The sequence below is a fragment of the Glaciimonas sp. GNP009 genome (assembly GCF_054343755.1).
On the sequence record NZ_JBTGUV010000004.1, the window covers coordinates 2120916 to 2144435 of the forward strand.

Below are 23520 nucleotides of genomic sequence, written 5' to 3' on the forward strand. Positions count from 1 at the left end.
GGTGCTGCCTATCCAGCCTATTGGACAGCGCCAGACAGGAGATAACACCATGGACTACCAGTTCGATTTCAGTTTCTTGCTCAATAACTGGCGCGACATACTCGACGGCGTCGGGCTCACCGTTCGCATGTCCGCCATCAGCATTGTCCTGGGCGTCATGTTCGGCTCGGCCTTTGCGGTCATCCGCGTATTTGGCCCGCGATGGGCTGCCAGGTCGGTTGCCTGGTATGTCGACATCATCAGAAATACGCCATTGGTGATCCAGGCATTCTGGATTTTCTTCGGACTAGCTGCTTTACAGTTTCGGGTTCCCGCACTGACAGCGGCTATTTTTGCTTTGGTCGTGAATGTCGTCGCGTACACCACAGAAATTATTCGCGCTGGCATTGAGTCGATTCCAAAAGGTCAACTTGAGGCCGCCGAGTGCCTTGGGCTGCCGCGATGGCGCGTTATCTTACACGTCATTCTTCCGCAAGCCATCGAAAAAATGTATCCATCCCTGATCAGCCAGTGCGTATTGATGATGCTGGCAACATCGATCATGTCCCAGATTTCCGCCGAGGAATTGACGGCGATTGGCTATCGGATTCAATCCGAGACTTTTCGGGGCTTCGAAATATATATCGTGCTAGCCGTTGTTTATCTGGCGTTGTCGTGGCTGTTACGGTTGATCATGGAACAAGGGGCCAACTTTGCATTCCCCCGACGCCGTCGCCTTAATGCGCAGCGTTAATCTGAACCGCCAAAGGAAACTAACATGCACGGACTAACGATCGACCATATTTTCTTCATCTTCAAAGGCGCGGGCTGGACATTGATCCTGTCTGCGATGGGCTTTATCGGCGGCACGATTCTTGGCTTGCCCATTGCGTCAGCGCGCAGCAGCAGCAATAAATGGATGCGCCGGATTAGCGGGTTCATGGTGCAGGTAGTGCAGGGCGTTCCACTGCCCGTCATTATGTTTGTTGTTTATTTCGGCATCAGCGTGGCAGGTTTTGATCTACCTGCCATCGTGGCCGCCGGACTCGCCTTGACCGCCTATTCTGGCGCCTATCTGGGCGAGATATGGAAGGGCTGCATTCAAGCCGTGCCGCGCACCCAATGGGAAGCAGCCGACTGCCTCGCGCTCACACCGATACAAACCGCTGCTTACGTGATTCTGCCCCAAGCCGCCCGGATTGCCATCCCGCCTACCGTCGGGTTTCTGGTGCAAATTGTGAAAAATTCGTCTTACGCAGTGGTGATCGGCGTCTTCGACCTGACCTACTCGTCAAGAGTCGTTAACAACTCGACGTTTGAACCGTTTCTAGTATTCACCATTGCCGCCATCATTTACTTCGCAATGTGTTATCCGCTTTCCAGCTTCGCCTCAAGGCTTGAGCGGAAATTCAAAAAAAGCTAATAAGGAGACAGGCAAATGAACAGCATCGTCCATTTCGACAAAGTGCGTAAATCGTTTGGTAGCAATGAAATTTTAAAAGGCGTCAGCTTTGACGTGCAAAAGGGCCAAGTCGTCGCGCTGATCGGCCGCAGCGGCTCGGGAAAAAGTACCGCGCTGCGCTGCATTAACGGACTGGAAAGTATCAACGACGGCACGCTCAAAGTGTGCGGCCGCGATATGCATCAAGGCAAGATCGACTTGCATACTCTGCGCAAGGATGTCGGTATCGTGTTTCAAAGTTATAACCTGTTTCCGCACCTGACGGTGGAAGAAAACATCACATTGGCACCACGCAAAGTGAACCGCTTAAATAGCGCCGACGCGCGTGACATTGCCAAAGACGTTCTGCGCAAAGTGGGCCTCGAAGACAAAGCCGCGGCGTATCCGGAGCAACTATCCGGCGGTCAACAGCAGCGTGTCGCCATTGCACGTTCGCTTGCCATGAAGCCAAAACTGATGCTTTTTGACGAGGTGACATCGGCGTTGGATCCAGAACTCACCGGCGAGGTATTAAAGGTGATTGAAAATCTTGCGGCGGATGGCATGACGATGGTGCTGGTGACCCATGAAATGCATTTTGCGCGTAATGTCGCCGACCAAATTCTTTTCATGCATGACGGTGTGGTCTGGGAACGTGGAAACGGCGACATGCTCACGCGACCCGAGACAGCAGAACTGACCCAATTTGTGGGTAGTGGATTTTAATAAAACGGCCGCGAGACCGATAACTAGGAGTGAGACCATGAAGAAACGTAATGTTCTATCCGCCAGTCTGTTGGCGCTTTGCCTGTTGACCTTATCGTCATTTTCTACAGCCAATACGCTGGAAAATATTCAACAGCGTAAAAAAATCCTGATCGCCGTCGATATCGGTGCACCGCCCTACGGAATGCTCGATGGCAAAGCTAAGCAAAGCGGTTCCGACATCGAAACTGCTCAACTGCTCGCCAAAGATCTCGGCGTAGAACTTGAAGTCGTCCCGGTCTCCGGACCTAACCGCGTGCCTTTTCTGCTGACCAAAAAAGCAGACCTGGTCATCGCCTCGTTTTCCATCACCGATGCGCGTAAGAAGGTCATTGATTTTTCCAATCCGTATGGCGTCATCCAGGTGGTAGTGGGCGGTCCGGTCAAACAAAAAATCGGCACGTATACCGACCTGATTGGCAAAACCGTCGCTGTCACCCGCGGGACGACCAGCGACATGGAGTTAACCCTTGGCGTGAAGGAAATTTCTGGCGTAAATATTGTCCGATATGAAGATGACGCCACCACCAATACTGCGGTGTCGACAGGTCAGCAAGACTACCTCGCGGCAGCGATGAGTGTGATCCCCGCAGTCAAAAAAGCCAATCCGTCGCGCGATGTCGAAACGAAATTTATCATGAAGACTTTCCCGCTCGGTATAGGCATCCGCAAAAACGATGCCGAGTTGAAAGCCTACCTGGATAAATGGGTCCAGATCAATCTTAAAAACGGCAAGCTGAACGAGATCTATAAGAAATATTTTGGCGTCTCGCTTCCTGCCGACATGCTTAACTAAACCGGAAGAATGCTGACATGCCTGATATCAAAAAAGAGATAGCCCCTTCTGTCGTAGTGACGGCCGCGGTAGCGACTGCCCCAACACCCACAGCCCAAGCACCAGCAGCCCATGCAGTGCGACTGCATGCAGATGACGATGTTGTCATCGCGCGCAGTCAGTTAGTGGGCGGTACTGTCCTGACCGGCGAAGATATTCGCGTCTCCGGCTTGATCCCGTCTGGCCATAAAGTAGCGGTGCGACGGATTGAGCAAGGTCAGGCTGTCAAGCGATATGGACAAATCATCGGCTTTGCCAGCCGCACGATTTTGCCCGGCGAGCATGTACATACCCACAATCTGGTCATGGGCGAATTTGTTCGTGACTATGCGTTCTGCGTCGATTCCAAACCCACTGTGTTAAACGAGATACCGGCAACGTTTGATGGTATCGTTCGCGCCGACGGTCGGGTTGCCACACGCAACTATATTGGGATACTAACTTCCGTTAATTGCTCCGCCACGGTGGCGCGAGCGATTGCGGATCGTTTTCGCAGAGATATTTTTCCCGAAGCGTTGCGCGCATTCCCGAACGTGGATGGCGTGGTCGCGCTGACCCACGGCGCCGGTTGTGCCGTTGATCCGGAAGGCGAAGGCCTGGCCATGCTCCAGCGTACGTTGGGCGGCTATGCAAACCATCCGAATTTTGCTGGCGTGTTGGTCATCGGCCTGGGTTGCGAAACCAACCAAATCTCCAGAATTATGGAAACGCAAGGTCTGGTCGAAGCTGACTTTCTCAAAACTTTTAATATTCAGGAAACCGGCGGCACCGCCAAGACCATCAAGCGCGGCGTCGACATCATCAACCAAATGCTCACCGAAGCAAACCGGGTTCACCGGCAGCCGGTACCGGCAAGCCATCTGGTTGTTGGATTGCAATGCGGCGGCTCGGATGGCTATTCGGGTATCTCTGCCAATCCTTCCTTGGGCGCTGCCGTGGATCTGCTGGTTCAAAACGGTGGGACCGCAATCCTGTCCGAAACGCCGGAAATCTATGGTGCTGAACATTTGTTGACACGCCGCGCCGTGAGTCGCGAGATTGGCGAAAAACTGGTCAGCCGAATTCACTGGTGGGAAGAATACTGCGCCAGAAACAATGCAGCGATGAACAATAATCCATCCGCGGGAAACAAGGCGGGCGGACTGACTACAGTGCTGGAAAAATCATTGGGCGGCATTGCCAAAGGCGGCAATACCAATCTGGTCGAAGTCTACGAATACGCTCAACCGGTGAAGGCCCGAGGACTCGTTTTTATGGACACCCCGGGCTACGACCCAATTTCTGCCACCGGACAGGTCGCTGGCGGCGCAAATCTCATTTGCTTTACCACCGGACGCGGCTCCGCTTACGGTTGCGCACCTACCCCTTCACTCAAAATCGCGACCAACAACGCGCTCTGGAAGCGCCAGCAGGAAGATATGGATTTGAACTGCGGCACCATTCTGACCGGCGAAGCCACTATCGCAGAAAAAGGCAGGGAGTTGTTTCAACTGATGCTCGACACTGCCTCCGGCAAACGCAGCTGTAGCGAAGTCCACGGTTATGGACAAAACGAATTCGTACCATGGCAAATCGGCGCGATCACGTGATGATTAGCCCCTTAGAACTCACCTGACATACAGCGAATCGCTTCACAGCTTAAATGGAATAAAAAATCATGACCAATGACAATCACAAGCCTGAATACCGTGGCGTATTTCCAGTAGCGCCGACCATTTTCGACGATCAGGGCAATCTTGATCTGGACGGACAGCGCCGCTGCCTCGATTTCATGATCGATGCCGGTTCGGATGGGATCTGCATTCTCGCCAATTTTTCAGAACAGTTTGTGCTCAGCGATGACGAGCGCACCATTTTGACGAACACGGCGCTGGAACACGTTGCAGGACGCGTGCCGGTCATCGTGACGACCAGCCACTTCAGCTCACGTATTTGCGCCGAGCGAAGCCGCAGTGCGCAGGATGCTGGTGCAGCAATGGTAATGATTATGCCGCCTTATCATGGCGCCACATTCCGCGTCGCAGAGCGTGGCATTGAAGCTTTTTTCAAGGTCGTCTCCGATGCCATCGATATTCCGATCATGATTCAGGATGCGCCAGCCAGCGGGACAACATTGTCGGCGTCATTTCTGGCAAAAATGGCCAAAGAAATCGCCAACGTTTCTTACTTCAAAATTGAAGTACCGCAAGCTGCGGCAAAGCTGCGCGAACTGATTGAACTTGGCGGCGACGCCATTCTGGGGCCGTGGGATGGTGAAGAAGCCATCACGCTGATGGCTGATCTGGATGCTGGCGCGACAGGCGCAATGACCGGCGGGGGCTTCCCGGACGGGATTCGTAAAATCATCGACGCTTATCAGGCCGGTGATCACGAACAAGCCGCAGCTTATTATCAACAATGGTTGCCGATGATTAATTTTGAAAATCGGCAAGGTGGTCTAGCGACGTGCAAAATCCTCATGAAAGAGGGCGGAATCATCGCATCAGACGCATTACGCCACCCGCTTCAACCCATCCATCCGGCAACCCGCGACGGACTGATGCAGATCGCGCGCCGCCTCGACCCGCTAGTTTTGCGTTGGGCGAATTAATACAACCGCTTGCGGCAAACCATCGCAGTGCAAGCAGCAGATCTACTTCTTATTTTTCAAGGAATCTTATATGCAGATTTTAGGTGAGTCATTAATTGGCAGCCGCGCTACACGCGGCACAAACGGCACTATCAATGCCGTCAATCCGGCGTCCGGCGCCATACTTGCGCCGCTTTTCGGCGGAGCCACGCAAGAGAACCTTGAGCAGGCATGCGCGTTGGCCTGGCAGGCATTTGATCGTTATCGTGAAACATCGCTTGAAGCGCGAGCGGTTTTTTTAGAGACGATTGCTCAAAACATTCTGGAACTCGGCGACGATCTGATCGAGCGCTGTGTCAGCGAAAGCGGCTTACCGCGTGGTCGCATTGAAGGAGAGCGTGGGCGCACGGTCGGTCAACTTCGCATGTTCGCCGCCGTGGTCAGAAACGGCGACTTTCTAGAAACGCGGATCGATCCGGCGCAGCCAGAAAGAAAGCCGTTTGCGCGGGTAGATCTGCGCCTTCGGAACATTCCGGTTGGCCCCGTCGCCGTATTCGGTGCCAGCAATTTCCCTCTCGCTTTTTCCGTCGCCGGTGGCGATACAGCGTCGGCCCTGGCGGCAGGTTGCCCGGTCATCGTCAAGGCCCACTCGGCACATCCAGGTACGTCCGAGATGGTTGGTCGGGCGATTCAAAAAGCAGTCAGTGATTGTGATTTGCCGGAAGGTACGTTCTCGCTTCTATTCGACAGCGGACGCAGTATTGGCCAAGGCCTGGTATCCGACCATCGCATCAAGGCAGTTGGCTTTACCGGATCACGTGCTGGTGGCACCGCTTTGATGCAACTTGCCGCAGCCAGACAAGAGCCGATTCCGGTGTATGCCGAAATGAGCAGCATCAATCCAGTGCTACTGTTTCCGCATGCGCTGTCCAATCGCGCAGCATCAATCGGCAAGGAATTTGTCAGCTCGCTGGTACTTGGCTCCGGACAGTTCTGTACCAACCCCGGTCTTATCCTGGCCATCGATGGTCCGACTCTGAACACATTTATAGACGCGGCGAAAACTGCGCTGAATGAACAATCGGCATCGACCATGCTGACGCCGGGTATACATCAAGCCTACGACATGGGTGTCACAGCGATTGGCGATCACCCTGACGTTCGCACCGAGGCGCGCGGCAAAGGCGGCACACAGTATCAAGGACAGGCGGCGTTGTTTTCTACTACAGCGGAAGCCTTCCAAAAACATGCCGCATTGCAGCAAGAGATATTCGGTGCATCGTCGCTGATTGTTCGCTGTCCGGATCTGGCGACGATGCTGGCAATTGTAGAAAGCCTCGAAGGTCAATTGACAGCCTCAATTCATATCGAAGAGGCAGATCATGCCGAATTCCGTGGATTCTTGCCTGCGCTGGAACGTCGTGTAGGTCGCATCCTGGTGAACGGATTCGGGACCGGCGTAGAAGTTGGTCACGCCATGGTCCATGGCGGTCCCTACCCGTCAACTGCCGACGGCAAGTCTACATCCGTCGGTAGTCAGGCTATTTTCCGGTTTCTGCGGCCGGTAAGCTATCAAGACATGCCTGAGTCACTGCTGCCCGACGCGCTTAAGACAGACAACCCGCTTGGCTTACTACGCCGCGTCGATGGCCAGTTGCGATTTAATAATGCCAATGTCGTAACGTGATGACGTTGTAGATTTAAAAGACCGTTATCGTGAACATACGCCCCCGAAACATTCTTTTCGGGGTGTATCGCTCAACCGTGTGTGCATCGGCTTTTTACGTATCGATTTGGCCGAAAAAATTTAAAAAGCGCACAAGAAAAAATTCCATACTCAGTCAAGCGAAGTAAGGTTGGCAAGTTTCCAGTCTGCGATACGCTGCTGACCATGCAATCAATCCAGCAATTGCACCACGTCTCTACGATACTTACATTGGCCGCTCAATTGGCAGTCACTCAATCCCCGTGTCATTTCCAGATTAATCGATAGCAACAGTCCGCCACATCTATCCTCCTCTTATCCAAAACTCCTCCACATGCTTTTCAGAAATTTTTCGCAAAGGGCTTAAGGAAACCTCATGTTGGTCGTTATTACTAATGAAATATTAATTTTTCTGGAATGACTTATAAAAAATATTGCATAAATGTCTATGCAATAACAAAAAAACATTTGTTAAATGTTTGATAAGTAGTCGTATATTCCAAAAATAATCAAATTTAAGAAATAGGAGCGAGTTTAGTCTTATTGATCAATAGTCAATATTAAAGAAGTAATGGTGTTCTACCCATTCGGCACCATAGCTGCAGCAACACGCGCTTTGATTAGTGATTTTGTCTGTAATGATGATAGTAATTGCAGTCGCATCGCCTTACTGGTTACCCCGGTAGAACGTAACCGTTGTCAGGATCGCAACGATCAAAATAGCTGTTGTCACTCGGTATACGATTGTTTCTGGTGTACATAAAGGGGTCCTCCTAATGACAAACTTCCTATGGTTCTTTTAGAGCAATTGTTGAACCTGTTTGACTGCAAAACAGAACAGGAATGGAGCGCATCGTTGTTCAAGACTGCAAAAAACAGTGGATTTGAGCAAGTCCTTTACGGCGTTCTACCCGGGAAAAAAAAGCCTGATGTGCTTTCTTTTCTTCAGAGCAACTACCATCAAGATTGGCTGGCAACTTACGAACAATCAGCGCTTCATCGGATTGATCCAGTCTTTGCGCATTGCACTGTTAGCGCGTTGCCGATTATGTGGACGCCGGATACTTTTAAAGGTCGACTACAGAAAGAGCTATATGAACGGGCTTGCGAGTATAACTTGCGCTTTGGCATCAGCTATCCGGTACATGGGCCGCAAGGAGAGTGTGGGACGCTGAGTTTTGTCGCAGATAACGTGAACCACGAAGCCTATAGCGGACGACCGCTGGTGCTGGGAGAACTATCGTTGATTCGCGATTATGTATTGGAATCATCGCAAAAATTTCTGACAGTATCACCTTCCATTGAAGCGCCAACAAAACTGACAGTGCGTGAACTCGAGTGCATCAAATGGGTAATGTCAGGCAAATCATCGTGGGAAATTTCTCAGATCCTTCATTGCTCGGAAGCGACGATCAATTTTCACGTGGCGAATATGAAAAAGAAATTCAATGTCCAGACGCGACAGCAGGCGGTCATTAAAGCGATTAAAGAAAAATTAATTATCCCTGCGTGAATTTATTGCCACCGTTATTGCTACCGAATTGCCACCTTAAGCGTGAGAGTGCGCCGTCTCTTTGGAAGAAGTTGATCGTAGAATCAACTCTGCTTTTTCCGTTAGCACCATCAAACCCTGAATCTTCAATGGGCAATTACGACCTTCATTGCAATTGTGGTTGCAACATATCGGTGTGGCAGTGTCAGAAATCGGACGTGGTTTTATAGTCTTGTATTTTAATAAAATCTTAGCAATTTGATCCGAATACCACATAGCACACACCAAAAATAAGATGGCTAACCCGATACATAGCCCTATCCATACGTAGCGTTGAATCATCACTTTCCTTTGTTTTTCTGGTCGAGGATTTTTTTAGAAAGCTCGTTAACACTCTTAACGTTTTACAACCTCAATAGTTATACAAAATGCGAAGGGAAGTAACTATCAATTCTGATAGGTTATCGGGATACAGTGCCTCTGATGCACTTCATTAAAGACTTATTGCGTCGCAACTGCACATTCACCCTCGGATGGTCAGATGATGGAATCTCCGCAATTGAATAAGGAAGTCGAAATGGTCTAGACGATTTTGATCGCGCTCGGCCTGCATTCGATCACGAGTGCGTCCAAAGCGTCCGCGTCTGTGAACGGACCTTTGCCGCACTCCGACCGCAGTATCAATGTATCTGACATTAATCTGTCATTAAGCCGTCACTAATGGCCCAAGCCTGACGTGGCGATCAAGTTGATCAATACGATGCGCGGCGAAATTCGCCAGCATCTGAGCGGACGTCAATGCAAGGCGCAACAAGCGCTCCGTGGCAATGATATCCAGCGTCGGCTTGACATCGGTGCCGCGGTCCGCATTGCTTACATGGACCAAATCAAGACATGTTTTTATCCCTTCGCAGACATCCACCGTCAGCGCATAAAATTGCGCGCATTGATTAGTCTGATGATGCAAAGGAAGCCATGAAAATGGCTGATGGAATGCTTCTGGCTCTGGCGGCGGTGGCGGTGTCATGCTCGGCTGGCTCATGATTGCACTCCCGTGTTGACTTGGACAGCTAGGCGCTTAAAGAATGGTAAAGAAGATGCGGTAGACGTGATGGTTCTAAGCATTGTTGATTCCTTTTACGGTTACACCGCATCCCAATTTGAAATGGGGTGGGCGACAAATGGCAAGGTTAGTAGACCGGTACGTTTGGCTGCCGGCAGGCCGAAGCCTCCCTACCAATGTCGCCCATAGAGGGAACAACAATGGCAGACACACAAGAAAGACCGCATTGCGCGGCCTGTGTGCCAAACGTAATCGAGCTACTAAACTCGGCCTCCTTTTTCTCAGAGACAAAAAGAGTATAGGGCATCATGATGCTTTTTGTGAAGTAGATTACCGATTCCATTTCTTCGTCACTTGCTCACAATCAACGAAGAAATGGCGCATCCATCACGAACCCCGCTCCCAATACGCCTGATCGCAAAAAATCATCACTAAAAGTCACGCGTTGGTTTGACAAACCTCGCAGCGTATTTCTACAATGCATGCACGATCTCAAACTGAAAGTGGGCTCTCCCATCGAACACGCTGCCATTCCCCCATCGCCAGTCTTGCAAGTCAACGGGCTGTGCTTCCATTACGCGCAAGGCGCCGTATTCACTGATTGGTCTACGCGTATCCCACCGGGCGTGACGCTGTTGCGCGGCGGCGAAGGCAGTGGTAAAACGACGCTGCTACGTTTGTTGGCGGGCGAACTGCCAGCCAACAAAGGTGATCTACAGATTAACGGCGTAAAACTGGTTGACCAGCCTGTCGCCTATCGACGGCAGGTATTTTGGATCGATATGCGATCAGATGCTTTTGATCAGATGACGCCGATTGCCTATTTCGCCTCTTTGCACGCTTTGTATCCCGAATTCGATCAAATATTATTGGCCGAGTTGATCGACGGCTTGTCGCTGACGCCGCATCTGGAGAAGAATCTTTACATGCTTTCCACTGGCTCAAAGCGCAAAGTCTGGCTGGCGGCCGCTTTCGCCGCTGGCGCTGCTGTTACATTATTAGACGATCCTTTTGCGGCACTTGATAAGGGTTCCATTGGCTTTGTGATGCAGTTCCTCGACAGAGTGGCGAATCATTCTTCGCGTGCGTGGGTACTGTCGCATTACGAGGCGCCGTGCACGGCGCCGCTGGCCGCGATCATCGATTTGGGGGAATAGTCGGGCTTTATGCAGTGACCGGCGGTCAACTTAACTGATCTTGTGGTGGCGCCACGGCAAATATACGCTTACCCGAGCTGCCATGCGGCTCGCGTGAAAACGGTAACGTATTCCCAAAATAGTGCACTGCCGACGCTATGTCGTCTTCCGTGGCAAAATCAGAGAAACTAATTTTCAAATGAAGAGACGACCGTTACCTTTCGCAAGTCTGGTCGGTGCTCTTCATTTTTACTTCCTGTTTCACTTTTTGCTTCACTTCCTGTCTCACATTCCGATCACCCGCATCAATGCTGCTGATCTGGCCATTCACCCTATAAGGATGTCTTAAATGAATCCCCTCGAAGCTCAGCTCGACTACGCATTTGCGGATATTTTGCCGGAAGTCGGCGTTACGCTTGAAGTTGCGCCCGGCGTACGTTGGTTGCGCATGGCATTGCCGTTTGCGCTGAACCATATTAATTTATGGTTGCTGGAAGATAGGTTAGAAACCGCAGATGGTGTGCAGAAAGGGTGGACCATCGTCGATTGCGGGATTTCAAATGATGCCACGCGCAGCGCATGGGAGAATATTTTTGCTACGCAATTAAATGGTTTGCCGGTGTTGCGCGTGCTGGTCACCCATTGTCACCCTGATCATGTTGGTTCTGCAGACTGGCTTTGTCAGCGCTGGCAAGCGCCGCTATGGATGAGTGCTGGCGAATATTTGTCGGCCCGAATGATGTCGGCAGGATTGCCGGGTTTCGATGGCAGTTCGATGTTGCCGCATTTTGAGATGCATGGCATGCGCGATCCTGAAGTCATTGCGAAGGTAGCGCAACGCAAATCCTATTATCCGGACATGGTTCCCACGGTGCCGCACGCCTATCACCGACTGCATGATCAGCAGAAGTTTCGTATCGGCACGCATGAATGGCGCGTGATTACGGGTTTCGGTCACGCCCCCGAGCATGTGGCGCTGCATTGTCCTGATCTCGATTTACTGATTGCCGGAGACATGGTGCTGCCGCGCATCTCGACCAATGTGTCGGTGATTGCGATCGAACCGGAGTCTAATCCGGTCCAGCAGTATCTGGATTCGCTCGAAAAATATCGCAATCTACCCACAACCACCTTGGTGCTGCCTTCGCACGGCAAGCCGTTCCGTGGCTTACAGACGCGTATCGATCAACTGAAGGACCATCATCGCGACCGACTGGCTGAAGTAGTTGAAGCTTGCGCCACACCGCAGTCTGCCAGCGATATCGTACCGATCATGTTTCCCCGTGCTCTGGACGCGCATCAAATGACTTTTGCGCTCGGCGAGGCGCTGGCACATTTACATAAATTATGGTTTGACGACGTCCTTGTGCGGCGCATGGATGCAGACAATATTTATCGCTTTCAGACGCATTGATGCAACCGGCGCTTTGCCTGATGTCTAAAGTCTAAAGCACAGCCCCCATTTATCTTTACGGGATTAAGATGATCGCCGCGACGCCTGCTCCGCCTTATTACGCTGTGATTTTTACCAGCTTGAAAACCGCCAACGATGAAGGCTACGACGCCATGTCGGATCGGATGGTTTTGTTGGCTCAGCAACAACCGGGCTTTCTTGGGATCGAATCTGCACGGGAAACGCTCGGCATCACTGTTTCATACTGGGCCTCGCTAGAAGCAATACGCGCCTGGAAAGCCAACGCCGATCATCTGGTTGCGCAAGCGTCTGGACGCTCTGATTGGTACTCACACTATAAAACGAGGATTGCCAAAGTCGAGCGCGACTATGGTTTCGAATCTGATTGATTCGTTAAAAAAGTATCATTTTATGGAAACTTAACGTCGGCACACTTATAGGCTCAATTCTTATTTTCATTACGCTAGCGTGGATTTGATGCGTCGATTATGAGAGAATACGGGAAAATTTCCATTGGGAAATGATTGCCGTATTGCTTGATCTCGTTTGTATCGGGCAGGTCGGTAGAGGCTTACCGCGACGCATGATTCACGCATTGCTCTCCTGTCCACCTCATTTTGCCTACTCGTTTAGCTTACTGACTCAACCCATTTCACACACTCCCCATTATCACCTGATATCCCGCCCGCGCACCCAAAGGCTTGTCGCCCATCTCCGTTGCGTGGATTTTTATCGATCCCAAGTAGTGTACTTATTTGATCGATGCCTGACGACGATATGTCGCAGTCATCGCCATCCAACGCGAACGATCTTCACCATTGCTGCCAACCGGACAGGTTTGGATATTTGGTTTGCAGCTAGGTTTCCGCATAGCCTATCGCCCTTCTACACAATCGATCTCAAACTTATCGGGCAATTGAGACACCGTAATATCCTTACCGGAGAAGTTTCATGAGTTTGTTTCGCACCAAAAACCTCGACCAGATGATCCTCGATAGTCAGAATGATAGTAGTGGCCTGAAGCGCACGCTTGGACCGCTCGATCTGACCTTGCTCGGTATCGGCGCGATTGTCGGTACCGGCATTTTTGTATTAACCGGAACCGGTGCTCTGCTCGCCGGCCCCGGCTTGTCGCTGTCCTTCATCGTTGCCGCCGTAGCTTGTGGCTTTGCTGCATTGTGCTACGCTGAATTTTCCTCTACCGTGCCGGTATCCGGCTCGATCTACACTTATAGTTATGCCACCATGGGTGAGCTGGTTGCCTGGATGATTGGATGGGATTTGTTGCTGGAATACGGACTGGCATCATCGGCAGTCTCGGTCGGCTGGTCGGGTTACTTTCAGTCTTTACTAGCCGGATTTGGCGTTCACATACCGGCCATACTGAGTGCGGCGCCTGGCTCGGTGCCAGGCGTGGAGACGTGGTTCAATCTGCCTGCTTTCATCATCTTGCTAGTCGTCACCGCCTTGTTGTCGATTGGTGTGCGTGAATCAGCGCGTGCCAATAACATCATGGTGTTTATCAAACTGAGCGTGGTTGTGCTATTCATCGTCGTTGGTGCGAACCATGTCCAGCCGGCTAACTGGAAACCTTTTCTGCCTTTTGGCTATCAAGGCGTGTTTAATGCAGCAGCCATCGTATTTTTTGCATTTATTGGTTTCGACGCCGTGACATCGGCGGCGGAAGAAGTCAAACGACCCTCCCGTGATTTGCCAATCGGGATCATCGCTTCGCTCACGGTGTGTACGATATTGTATGTGATCGTCGCCAGCATCATGACGGGCATTGTCCCTTACGAAAAATTTCTCGGCGTCGATCATCCTGTCTCACTGGCCTTGCAATATGCGGGTCAAAACTGGGTTGCTGGCTTTGTCGATCTCGGCGCAATTATAGGAATGACAACAGTGATTCTGGTCATGACTTATGGTCAAACCCGCATATTATTTGCGATGTCACGCGACGGACTATTGCCGAAAAAATTATCCAAAGTGCATCCTCGTTTTGCGACGCCGTTTTTTACTACGTGGCTGGTTGGTATTGTATTTGCGCTGATCGCGGCGGTCGTGCCCTTGGGCGTGTTGGCAGAGCTGATTAATATCGGCACATTGATGGCGTTCTCGTTAATTTCAGCGGCGGTATTGATATTCCGCAAAACACGTCCAGATATCAAACGCCCTTTCCGTTGCCCCGGTGTGCCGTTTGTGCCGTTGGCTGCGATCTTTTTCTGCGTATTTTTAATGTTGCATCTGCAAGCGGTAACGTGGATCGCTTTTGGTTGCTGGCTATTGATTGGGCTGGCGGTGTATTTCGGCTATGCGCGTAAGCGGTCGTTGCTGCATCCGAAGTAAATTTACGGCATCGCACAAATCACACAAAGTGATTTAACGCGTATTGCTAATGGAAAGGCGTTCGATACTAGAAGTATCGAACGCCTTTTTTTACTTTTCTGCTGGCAGGTTTGTCTGGCCCAAACAAACTAAGACAATTTGACCAACATACCATCTAACCAGTTTAGGCTGCGCTCATATCGGGGCCAGCTAGTTACGATGGCTTACGCGCCTTGTGCGGCGCTCTGGCGAATACCAGATCGTATAACCAGTTTGGCAAAATCCGCAATAATTTCGCTACCAGACCCATTTGCCACGGGATGACCTGATAACTATTTCCGCGCGTGATTGCAGCGCAGGCTTGGGCGGCAAACGCGACCGCTGGCATCAAAAACGGCATGCGGTACTGGTTAACCTGTGTCATCGGCGTATCAATATAACCCGGCACTAACGTGATAACTTTAATGCCGCTGGCGCGCAATTCAACGCGCAACGACTCACAGTAGCGCATCACTGCTGCTTTCGAGCCGCTATATGCGCCCGCCCCGGGCAAGCCGCGGATACCAGCAACACTGCCAATGCCGACCAAACGACAATCGCGCTGACCGGCTTGCGCTTGTTGTTTCATCGTGGCAATAAATGGGCTGAAGGTGGCAACGGTGGCCAGCATGTTGGTCGCGAATATCGATTCAAATACTTTCTGATCCTCCGCAAATTCGGTCAACGTTCCCTGAGAAATGCCCGCGCTGGCAATCACCACATCGATACCATTGCCCTCTGCAATAAAGTCTGCTGCGGCAATCCGTAACGCCTCGTGATCATTCACATCCAGAACGTATAAATGGTGGCGCTCTCGATGAGGCAAACGGTCTATCAATTGTTGCAACGGCTGACGACGGCGCCCCACCAATCCTAACGTAGCGCCTTGCGCTGCGTATTGCTGCGCAAGGGCAGCGCCAATACCGCTAGAAGCGCCGGTAATAAATACACGTTGCATATGTGTCCTATATAAAAAAAGTCCGCCCTCTGCCGATAAGGGCGGGACGGACTATTTGACAACTTTTTGAGAAGCCTGGAGAAGAATTTTTGCTCGGCCAGGGTACTAAATCAAACAGTATTAAAAGATCCTAATGCACAAAGATCTTAATGTTCAAAAGACAATCTCGGTTTAGGTGTTCGGGCTCCATTGCCAGAAGCGCAGATACCGATGACTTGGATCAAAATCGGACTCAAATCGCGTCTAATAGATTTCAGTAACCGTTTAGTAATCGTTTAGCCACCGTTTACACCTATTAAGCTGTTCTTGATGGCTAACGAACAGTTCCCACAAATCCGTATTATTTTTTGGCTTGCGCTGGCGGAGCAGCCGTTTTATTTTTTTCTGCGGTCGCTTTGGCAATCAGAGAATCAACGACTTGCAGCGTGGCAGCAAACAAGACCGGCTCTGCCGCGTTACCCATTGAAGTCCCGACAATCGATGGTGCAGTCAGAAAGCGGCCGTCGATGGCAATCATCGGCACACCGTCAATTTTGTAAGCGTTTTGCAGTTGGGTTGCGCGCATGGCTTTCGATTGCACACCAAACGAGTTGTACACTTCAGTGAACTTAGCTTTGTTCAAGCCTTGCTTAACCGCAAAATCAAGGATCGTTGCATCCGTATCCAGACGCTGGTGCTGGACGTGAATCGCATCGAATACCTTTTTATGCATCGCTGGTACCTGACCCATGACTTCTAATGTGTAATACAGTTTTTGTTGGGGCAAAAAGCGTGGATCAAAAGAGATCGGGACACGCTTGAAATCAATCTTGTCGCCCTGTTTGGCAACCCATTTTTCCAACTCTGGCTCCAACGCGAAGCAATGTGGGCAGCTGTACCAAAAGAATTCAGTGACTTCGATTTTTTTGCCAGAATCAGTGGCTTGCGCGGTATCGAGCAATTTGTAGTCTGTACCTGCGACCGGATTGGCAGGAGAAGCGCTGGCCGATGCGGCGACGAAACCGAGAGTGAGACTAAGGCCGACAATGGCAAATGCACGTTGCAAAAAACGCATGGGATTTCCTTATTCTAATGATAGACAGTGCGCAATCCCTGATGCTTCAGGAGCGTTCGGAATTGCGCGAAGAGGTTGTACTGCAAATATTGCTGTTATCGCCATCTTTGCCTCCACGTTTATAGCGAACGGGAGGCGAAGAACAAGACGCCGATAACATCTACGTTATTTTGCTGAACGCACTACTGCAGTGCTGATGCCGCTGTCAGACAGCTTACTACGCATACGGTTCATTGTTTCTAAGCTACTAAATGAACCGATACGTACGCGATACAGTGAACCATTATCGGATGGTCGTTCGCTGACTTTTGCCTCAAAACCCTGCAACGCTAATCTGGCACGTGCACTTTCTGCTTCAGCCTGCTCGCGAAAGGCGCCGATTTGCAGGTAATAAATCCAGTGATCATCTGCGCTGTCAGTTTTGGCTGTGGCGATGTCAGAGGCCACTTTCTTGGTTTTATCCGCGGTCGATTTATCGATAATCGGTGCTTTGGCGGCTTCGTGCTGCTTTTCCTGAATCTTTTGGCCGATCAGATCAGGTGCTGCTGGCGCAACGACGACCGGACTAACGGGCCGATCAGGAACTACTACAGGCGCAACTGCGGTAGCAGGTGTTGAGGCCTGACCACGGTTACCGTAGAGCGGCTTGTTAGGATCAGACAATTGCTCAGGCGCGGTGATGATGTCGGACGGCTTTTCGACCTTTGGTGCTTTATTGGTAAAAGGTGTTGGGGTTTTGGTAATCATGATTGCTACGACCACCGCAATCGCCAAACCGACAATCAGGCCCAGAATCACACCAACGAACGTTCCGCCAGCTTGCTTTTTTTTGCGTTTGTCTATTTTGCTCATACTTCCACTTCCCTCATTACATTCAACTCATTGCCCATTACGTATACGATATATACGATATACATGGTTTGAAGCGTTAGTCGATCCAACTCCACGCCTGTCTTAACCCGACAATTTAGCGCAACCAAACCAGACTAACACCGAATGACGTCTTCAATTCTTGCAGCGATCTCGATGACAACGATCTCGATTATGCAACGACTTCGACCGGATCGCGCAACATGCGGTTAGGTGCCGAAATACCAATCAATGCCATACCATTGCGCAGCACCTGGCGCGTGGCCACCATCAGCGCCAGACGCGCCAACTTCAGCGCTTCGTCGTCGACCAGCACACGTTCAGCATTGTAATAGCTATGCAGTTCACCGGCCAGATCCCGCAAATAGAATGCAACCTGATGCGGGCCGAGTTCTTCCAATGCGTGTTCCAGCATATCGGGATAGGCGGCCAGTTTAGCCATCAATGAGGCTTCGCGCGGTGCGGTCAGCAGACTCAGATCAACACCGCTGAGGGTCAACTCGTCGCCGTCCCATTGGGCCAGCACTGAGCAAATCCGCGCATGCGCCATTTGTACGTAATACACCGGATTTTCATCTGATTGGGATAGCGCCAGATCGACATCGAATACAAATTCGGTGTCGGCCTTACGTGAAATCAGGAAGAAACGCACGGCATCACGGCCACGCGTCAAGTCGCGGGAACCGTCTTCCGCTACCGCATCGCCAGAAGACCATTCGATCAAATCGCGCACGGTGACGTAAGAACCGGCACGTTTGGAAATTTTTACTTCCTCGCCATTTTTCATGACGGTGACCATCTTGTGCAGAACGTAATCCGGATAGCCTTGCGGAATGCCCGCGTCGACCGCTTGCAATCCGGCCCGTACCCGTGCAATGGTACCGTGGTGATCGCTGCCCTGAACGTTGATGACTTTACCAAAACCACGTTGCCATTTGACAATATGATAGGCGACGTCCGGCACAAAATAGGTGTACGTGCCGTCGGATTTTTTCATCACGCGGTCTTTGTCATCGCCGTAGTCGGTGGTGCGCAACCATAGTGCGCCATCGAGTTCGTAGGTTTTACCTGCGGCGATCAGTGTTTCAACGGCGTGGTTGACCTTGCCATCTTTGTACAACGACGACTCAAGATAATAGTTATCAAACTTGACGCCGAACGCTTGTAAATCCAGATCCTGCTCACGACGCAAATAGGTGACGGAAAACTTGCGAATTGACTCAACATCGTCCAGATCGCCGCTGGCGGTAACCGGTTCGCCGTCGCTGGCTTCTACGGTCTTTTTGGCTAGAAAATCACGGGCGATATCGGCAATATAATCGCCGTTATATGCGGATTCAGGCCAATCGGTATCGCCCGGTTTATTGCCTTTGGCACGCGCCTGAACGGAGGTTGCCAGTGTTGCAATCTGAACACCGGCGTCATTGTAATAAAACTCACGGGTGACATCGTAGCCCTGCGTTTGAAACAGGGACGACATTGCGTCGCCCAGCGCGCCTTGACGACCATGACCGACGTGCAATGGTCCGGTAGGATTGGCGGAGACGAATTCGACCAATACTTTCTTGCCCTCGCCAACAGTGCTCTTCCCGAATGCCGCACCCTGTTGCAATACCACTTTGACCACTTCTTGCTTGGCTGCGGCGGTCAGACGCAAGTTGATAAACCCCGGCCCGGCAATGTCAGCGCCCGCAATCACGTTAACGTGTGAAGGATTCGCCATTACGGCAGCAACCAATGATTGCGCCAATTCACGCGGATTTTTTTTCAGTGCCTTCGCCAATTGCATGGCAATGTTGCAAGCAATGTCGCCATGCGCAGGGTCACGCGGACGTTCCAGCGTGATGGTTGGGTGTACATCTGTACCAACGACAATTGGCTGCAACGCAGCGTTAAAAAGGTCAATAATGTGTTGTTTTTGTTGCGCAAGCATGGAATTTCCGTTCAGTGGATCGGCAAACCGACCGAAATGATGTGGATTGTCGTTACGAATTAATTTGCGTTAATTCAGCATCTAAGACGCCCGATTATACCGGCTTAGCGACCGACTTCCGCTCCGCTGCAATCGAGTACGTCATCAAACAAACACGTTTAAGCCAAACACTGCACTATCTGCACGCATTAAAAACTGCTGATAAGATACTTCGCATCCAGGAAACTCTGGCGATCAGCGGGGTATTTTGCGATGATGCGCCTTTGCAAATTCAAAGTTGACGCAGGGTTGACCTATGTTTGACTCAGGCAATTGCATTGCGTTGCATCCGTTGATCTGATGTCATTTTCGCACCACCACTAACAGGAGTACTTATGTCCGAATCAAACCCACGCGTTACCGAACACACTATTGATCCACAATTTATCAATCGCTGGTCGCCCCGCGCATACACTAACGATGAGATGACAGAACAAGAACTGTTGACCATTCTGGAAGCGGCACGCTGGGCGCCATCGTCCTACAATTCGCAGCCATGGCGCTTTGTATTTGCACGTCGCGGCACGCCACATTGGGACAAACTGCTTGGATTGCTGAACGATTTCAACCGTAGTTGGGCTGAAAAGTCTTCTGCGTTGGTGGTCGTCTTGTCGAAAACCACGATGACTGCACCAGGATCAACCGAAGAAAAACCATCGCCAACCCACTCGTTTGACGCAGGTTCAGCTTGGGGCTATCTGGCGCTACAAGCCAGTCTTTCAGGCTGGCATGCGCATGGCATGGCCGGCTTTGATAAGGAAAAAACCCGCAGCGAACTGGCGATACCTGAAAATATTGCCATTGAAGCGGTGATTGCCATCGGCAAGATCGGCGACAAAGCAATGCTTCCAGCCGGATTGCAAGAAAAAGAAGCGCCAAGTCCGCGCCTGCCGCTTTCAGCTTTAGTGTCGGAAGGCACGTTTAAAGCGTAAAAGTCGGAGGATAGTAAGCGCAAACTTCAAAGGCGGCAGAGACGCACAAAATCAACTCTGCCGCCGATTCACCATGACGATACCTGTCAGCACCAATACTGCTCCGATTGCGAACGGTAAGCCCACCGGATCGTTAAGTATCAACACCCCAAAACCGACGCCAACGAGCGGCGTTAAGAACGAAAACACGGACAATCGGGACGCCAGATAACGGCGCAACATCCAGAACCATGTCAAAAAACTCGCAAAAGCGATCACAACCGTCTGAAACAATAAACTCATCCACGTCACTTCCGTCATTGGTCCGATAGACGCTTGTCCCGTAGCAAAAGCAAAACCCAATAACATCACGGTTGCCACACCTAGTTGATACAGCAATGTTTTGCTCGGCTTAGCTGTAGATAAACAGCTTTTTTTGATCACGATAATGGTGGCTGCCCAAAACGCCGCCGCTGCCAAACCAAGCGCATCGCCAAGCACACTTACAGGCGTGGCCTCACCATCAAAAAAACCTGCCGCCAACGCCACCACGATTCCTAAAAATGCAGTCAGCACACCGCACCATTGGAGCAACCCCAACCGTTCGCCCGGAACCAGCCAATGCAGCGCCAGTACGGTGAAAATGGGGGCGCTATACAGAAAAACCGACATATGCGATGCGGTGGTGTAATTGAGGCCAATCGAGACACACAGAAACTCTCCGCCAAACAATGCACCGGCCACCAAGCCCGGCCAAAAAGTGCCGTCACGTAGCGAAAATCCGTCACCTCGCCATAGCATGAACAAGCAGACCAGCAATGCCGCACCGCCCGAGCGCAAAGCGATCTGCAAGGTGGATGGCATCACTGGCAGCGCCAGTTTGACCGCCACTTGCTGGAAGCCCCAGCAAATGCACAGCAAGAGCATCAGGCCAATGGCAAGGCCATCAAGGGGTTTATGGTGCGTCGACATGGTTCTACTTCCTACATTTAAATGAGATTTAACCGCGCATGGCAATTTTCATGGCGAATGGTAACGGCCACCGATTCTACGCCACGCCAATTAATTGCACTTGTTACATTCCGGCATGGAACATCGCGATTTTCACATTCCTGACACAAACGGTAGGTAAGCTGCCAAAAATGCAGCGACTGACAAGCTGTTTTGTGCAATGAGCACCATTAATAGCAATAGCCGGAGTTGACCATCAATAGCATCACGTACGCGACAAAAAAACGAAAGATATTGTTATTAAGCGTTTCTGCCGGTGCGGGACACATGCGCGCGGCGGAGGCGTTAAAAGCCTGCGCGGCAGAATATCCCGGCACCGAGATTGTGCATTGGGATGCGATGGACTATGTTTCTGCCGGTTTCCGCGCTATCTACACAGATTTTTATCTTCATCTGGTAAATCGTCATCCAGCGGTGTGGGGTTACGTCTATCAAAAAAGCGACAGCGCACATCCCGACGCGACGATGCAAAAACTGCGAAGGATGATGGAACGCGTAAGCACTCGAAAATTGCGCGCAGCCGTCAACCTGTACGCGCCCGACGCGATTATTTGCACGCATTTTTTACCCGCTGAAATGCTCTCCAGAGAAATCAGCAGCCAGCGGCTCGCTTGTCCGGTATGGGTTCAGGTCACCGACTTTGATCTGCACAGTATGTGGCTGCAACCCCAGATGCAAGGCTATTTTGCGGCTAGCGAAGAGGTCGCCTTCCGCATGCGCGCCAAAGGTATTCCTGCCACTTCAGTGTATGTAACCGGCATTCCGGTGATGCCAGCGTTCTCGCAAACCCTGAAGCGAGTGGCGTGCGCGGCAGCCTTGGGGTTAGATGCACAACGCCCGATTATCCTCTTAATGTCCGGCGGTGCAGGGATTGGCGATCTGGATAAAACAGTACAAAGTTTGCTGAACATGAAGGATAACGGATTTGAGTGCGATTTTCAGCTGGTAGCGTTGGCCGGTAAAAATCTGGAGTTACAAAATAATTTGCAGCACATCGCGGCCCAACATCCGCATCGCCTGAAGGCACTCGGATTTTCTGATCAGGTGGAAAAGTTAATGGCTTGTGCCGATCTGGTGATCACCAAACCCGGCGGCCTGACCACTTCTGAGTGCCTGGCGATGGGCGTTCCGATGATCATCCATTCGCCGATACCGGGGCAAGAAGAACGCAATGCCGATTATTTGTTAGAGCAAGGCGCGGCACTAAAGGCAGTAGATCTGACCGCGCTCAATTATCGACTACAACTTTTGTTGCAAAACCCACATTTGCTTGCAGAGCTGCGCGAACGGTGCCTTGCCCTGGGCCGCCCGCGTGCTGGGCGAGAAGTTTTAAATGTTGTTTTTAACCATCTTGATGGATTGCGCGAGACTTTAACACCGCCCGCGATCCCGCCACTCGTTCAACGCTCCTATTTCCAGGTTCACTGACTTATGCAATTGACACAGTTTCGCCGTGTGATCGGCATGCTTGTATGGACCGCATTGTTAGCTTATTTTTTCGCCAACGTAGAAATTCAGATTGAAGGTGGCGCGGGATGGGCCGCCAATCTGCCGACCTGGCGCATAGAGCATCACTGGCTACTCGATATTTTCTGGGGAGGTCGCGCCATGACCGGCTACCACGCGTGGGTATTTCCGTTCATCGCCTTGGTGTTCCACTATCCAATCTGGTTCAACGGACGTTGGGACTGGAGGGCCGAAGGACGCATTCTGGCCTCGATCATGTTGTTCTGGATCGCAGAAGACTGGCTATGGTTTCTGGTGAACCCGGCATTTGGTCTGAGCCGCTTCAACCCGATTGACGTGCCGTGGCACAAACATTGGTTAGGGCCAGTGCCGATTGATTATTGGGTCTTTTCTTCGGTGGGGTTGGTATTGCTATGGTTGGCGGAACGTAAAAGCACCAAAAAACACAATAGAACCGGCTTGAACCAAGCCGCCCTATTTGAGCAACATCGATAATGCATTACCGAGTTTT

21 protein-coding genes are annotated in these 23520 nt (G+C 51.2%); 15 read left to right on the forward strand and 6 right to left on the reverse strand.

The features are described 5' to 3' along the window. Positions 1-49: 49 nt before the first annotated feature. From ACXX82_RS10260 to ACXX82_RS10295, 8 genes are all read left to right on the forward strand, one after another. The gene (locus ACXX82_RS10260; RefSeq protein WP_322234324.1) at positions 50-733 is read left to right on the forward strand and encodes an amino acid ABC transporter permease; all 684 of its coding nucleotides are present in this window, start codon (positions 50-52) and stop codon (positions 731-733) included. Between the two features lie 24 nt (positions 734-757). Continuing rightward, positions 758-1402, forward strand: coding sequence for an amino acid ABC transporter permease (locus tag ACXX82_RS10265; RefSeq protein WP_458562863.1), 645 nt, complete (start codon positions 758-760; stop codon positions 1400-1402). A gap of 15 nt (positions 1403-1417) precedes the next feature. Then, positions 1418-2146, forward strand: a complete 729-nt coding sequence (locus tag ACXX82_RS10270; RefSeq protein ID WP_322234328.1) for an amino acid ABC transporter ATP-binding protein — start codon at positions 1418-1420, stop codon at positions 2144-2146. A 37-nt stretch (positions 2147-2183) separates the two neighbouring features. After that, positions 2184-2981 carry a transporter substrate-binding domain-containing protein gene (locus ACXX82_RS10275; RefSeq protein ID WP_323506586.1) on the forward strand — a complete coding sequence of 266 codons (798 nt, stop codon included), beginning with the start codon at positions 2184-2186 and terminating at the stop codon, positions 2979-2981. Between the two features lie 17 nt (positions 2982-2998). Beyond that, entirely contained in the window at positions 2999-4609 is a 1611-nt protein-coding gene (locus tag ACXX82_RS10280) for a UxaA family hydrolase (protein ID WP_458562864.1), read from the forward strand. Between the two features lie 68 nt (positions 4610-4677). Continuing rightward, positions 4678-5610, forward strand: a complete 933-nt coding sequence (locus ACXX82_RS10285) for a dihydrodipicolinate synthase family protein (RefSeq protein ID WP_458562865.1) — start codon at positions 4678-4680, stop codon at positions 5608-5610. A 70-nt stretch (positions 5611-5680) separates the two neighbouring features. Further along, positions 5681-7276: an aldehyde dehydrogenase (NADP(+)) gene (locus ACXX82_RS10290; RefSeq protein WP_458562866.1), complete on the forward strand. Its 1596-nt coding sequence runs from the start codon at positions 5681-5683 to the stop codon at positions 7274-7276. Positions 7277-8084: 808 nt separating this feature from the next. Next, entirely contained in the window at positions 8085-8807 is a 723-nt protein-coding gene (locus ACXX82_RS10295) for a LuxR family transcriptional regulator (protein ID WP_458562867.1), read from the forward strand. Between the two features lie 685 nt (positions 8808-9492). Here the strand turns inward: ACXX82_RS10295 and ACXX82_RS10300 are convergent. After that, positions 9493-9828, reverse strand: coding sequence for a hypothetical protein (locus ACXX82_RS10300; protein WP_322234343.1), 336 nt, complete (start codon positions 9826-9828; stop codon positions 9493-9495). A gap of 503 nt (positions 9829-10331) precedes the next feature. Here ACXX82_RS10300 and ACXX82_RS10305 point away from each other — a divergent pair. The 4 genes from ACXX82_RS10305 (at position 10332) to bcaP (ending at position 14748) form a co-directional block, all read left to right on the forward strand. After that, positions 10332-11006 (forward strand): ABC transporter ATP-binding protein, encoded by a 675-nt coding sequence (locus tag ACXX82_RS10305; RefSeq protein WP_458562868.1) that lies wholly within the window; start codon positions 10332-10334, stop codon positions 11004-11006. A 328-nt stretch (positions 11007-11334) separates the two neighbouring features. Further along, a complete protein-coding gene (locus ACXX82_RS10310; RefSeq protein WP_458562869.1) occupies positions 11335-12399 on the forward strand; it encodes an MBL fold metallo-hydrolase in 1065 nt (354 codons plus the stop codon). Between the two features lie 68 nt (positions 12400-12467). Further along, positions 12468-12788 carry an antibiotic biosynthesis monooxygenase family protein gene (locus ACXX82_RS10315; RefSeq protein ID WP_322234350.1) on the forward strand — a complete coding sequence of 107 codons (321 nt, stop codon included), beginning with the start codon at positions 12468-12470 and terminating at the stop codon, positions 12786-12788. Positions 12789-13350: 562 nt separating this feature from the next. Then, positions 13351-14748 carry a branched-chain amino acid transporter BcaP gene (bcaP, locus tag ACXX82_RS10320; protein ID WP_322234352.1) on the forward strand — a complete coding sequence of 466 codons (1398 nt, stop codon included), beginning with the start codon at positions 13351-13353 and terminating at the stop codon, positions 14746-14748. A gap of 193 nt (positions 14749-14941) precedes the next feature. On the opposite strand, the gene ACXX82_RS10325 is transcribed toward bcaP, so the two are convergent. The 4 genes from ACXX82_RS10325 to argS form a co-directional block, all read right to left on the reverse strand. After that, positions 14942-15724 carry an SDR family oxidoreductase gene (locus tag ACXX82_RS10325; protein WP_322234355.1) on the reverse strand — a complete coding sequence of 261 codons (783 nt, stop codon included), beginning with the start codon at positions 15722-15724 and terminating at the stop codon, positions 14942-14944. A gap of 340 nt (positions 15725-16064) precedes the next feature. Beyond that, positions 16065-16778 (reverse strand): thiol:disulfide interchange protein DsbA/DsbL, encoded by a 714-nt coding sequence (locus ACXX82_RS10330; RefSeq protein WP_458562870.1) that lies wholly within the window; start codon positions 16776-16778, stop codon positions 16065-16067. A 165-nt stretch (positions 16779-16943) separates the two neighbouring features. Next, positions 16944-17630: an SPOR domain-containing protein gene (locus ACXX82_RS10335; protein ID WP_322234360.1), complete on the reverse strand. Its 687-nt coding sequence runs from the start codon at positions 17628-17630 to the stop codon at positions 16944-16946. A 190-nt stretch (positions 17631-17820) separates the two neighbouring features. Next, a complete protein-coding gene (argS, locus tag ACXX82_RS10340; RefSeq protein WP_458562871.1) occupies positions 17821-19581 on the reverse strand; it encodes an arginine--tRNA ligase in 1761 nt (586 codons plus the stop codon). A gap of 374 nt (positions 19582-19955) precedes the next feature. Here argS and ACXX82_RS10345 point away from each other — a divergent pair, with 374 nt between their 5' ends. Then, complete coding sequence (locus ACXX82_RS10345; RefSeq protein ID WP_323506581.1) at positions 19956-20552, forward strand: nitroreductase family protein; 597 nt, start codon at positions 19956-19958, stop codon at positions 20550-20552. A 51-nt stretch (positions 20553-20603) separates the two neighbouring features. Here the strand turns inward: ACXX82_RS10345 and ACXX82_RS10350 are convergent, their stop codons facing one another. Further along, complete coding sequence (locus tag ACXX82_RS10350) at positions 20604-21503, reverse strand: DMT family transporter (protein ID WP_322234368.1); 900 nt, start codon at positions 21501-21503, stop codon at positions 20604-20606. 306 nt (positions 21504-21809) lie between these two features. Here ACXX82_RS10350 and ACXX82_RS10355 point away from each other — a divergent pair, with 306 nt between their 5' ends. Both ACXX82_RS10355 and ACXX82_RS10360 read left to right on the forward strand, forming a co-directional pair. Then, positions 21810-22970, forward strand: coding sequence for an MGDG synthase family glycosyltransferase (locus tag ACXX82_RS10355; RefSeq protein WP_458563980.1), 1161 nt, complete (start codon positions 21810-21812; stop codon positions 22968-22970). 3 nt (positions 22971-22973) lie between these two features. Then, complete coding sequence (locus ACXX82_RS10360; protein ID WP_322234372.1) at positions 22974-23504, forward strand: hypothetical protein; 531 nt, start codon at positions 22974-22976, stop codon at positions 23502-23504. The last annotated feature ends 16 nt before the right edge of the window (positions 23505-23520 follow it).